This is a genomic window from Alteromonas sp. ABV4_515 (assembly GCF_056160345.1).
Genome location: NZ_JBSWWZ010000016.1, coordinates 1 through 1,374, shown reverse-complemented (window position 1 = coordinate 1,374; position 1,374 = coordinate 1). Strand labels below are relative to the sequence as shown.

At 51.9% G+C, this 1,374-nt stretch carries 1 protein-coding gene; it reads left to right on the top strand.

Annotation, left to right across the window (positions count from 1 at the left end):
• Positions 1 to 1,374, top strand: a 1,374-nt coding sequence (locus tag ACXAGX_RS20440; RefSeq protein WP_474840691.1) for an Ig-like domain-containing protein, incomplete at both ends; no start/stop codon positions are given.

Sequence of the window (1,374 nt, the reverse complement as noted above, 5' to 3'; positions counted from 1 at the left end):
CGCCAACAGTGTCGGGAACTACTGATTTGCCTGTCGGTGAAACCGTGTCCATCACAGTGACCGATGCTAACGGCGACGCCCAAACCTTCACCGCAACCGTACAACCTGACGGTTCATTCAGCGCCGATGTGCCTGCCGATCTGGCCGACGGTGCTTATGTCGTCGAAGCCACGGCCACCGATGCTGCGGGTAACAGCACCACTGCCACAGACTCAAATGGTGAAGTTGATACAACGGCGCCAGTAGTCACTCTTGCCCCGGAAGGCCTGGATAACGACGCTACGCCTGAAATTTCCGGTAGCACAGATCTGACAGCCGGAGAATCAGTGACCATTACTGTTACCGATGCCAATGGGGACAGCCAGTCCTTCACGGCAATCGTGCAGCCTGATGGAACATTCAGTGCCGATGTGCCAGCAGATTTAGCCGAAGGTACTTATACGGTAGAAGTTACCGCGACAGATATCGCTGGCAACTCAGCTACGACCAGCACATCGGGAACGGTTGATACAACGCCTCCAGCAGGGAGTCTGAATGTTCAAACCACCTTTAATGATAATACGCCAATCATCTCTGGAAACCTGGACCTGCCTTCCGGTGATACTGTAACTCTGGTCGTGACTGATGCTAATGGTGACGTGCAGAACTTGAGTGCAATCATCCAGCCCGATGGCTCATTCAGCATAGAAGTGCCATCTCCGCTCGCGGAGGGCGAATTTACCGTGCAGGCATCTGCAACAGATGCGGCTGGAAATACAGCAACGGCTTGGGTAACCGCAACGATCGATACGGTTGCGCCGAATCTGACAATAGATCCTATCGACTATACCAACGACAACTCGCCTACCATTTCAGGTTCTACCGACGTCAGCATAGGTACAGTCGTTATCATTACGGTGACCGACTCCAATGGTGTTGAATACAATCTTTCGGCGATTGTTCAAGCCGATGGTTCCTGGAGCACAGATTTACCAGTCCTCCCTGATGGTTCAATCACAGTTGAAGCTCAGGTATTTGATGATGCAGGCAATATTGTTGATGTTAGCGTTGCGGGCACTATCGATACTGCTGACCCAGGTCTGACGTTAGATGCATTCGCTACAACGAATGAGCTTCGCCCCACTATTTCAGGTACTTCCGATGAAATTGGTGCGGTTATCGAAATCGTATTGCTAGATGGGCTTGGAGTACAACAAAACCTGACTGCAACTGTTCAACCGGACGGCACTTGGGCGGTTGTTGTTCCTGCCGATCTGAATGAAGGTCTGCTAAACATCGATGTCTCCGTACTAGATGCCGCAGGCAACTTAGCCACGGTGAGCACGTCGGGTCTTATCGACCTCACGCTGCCTATCCTCAACGTGAATGCCATCA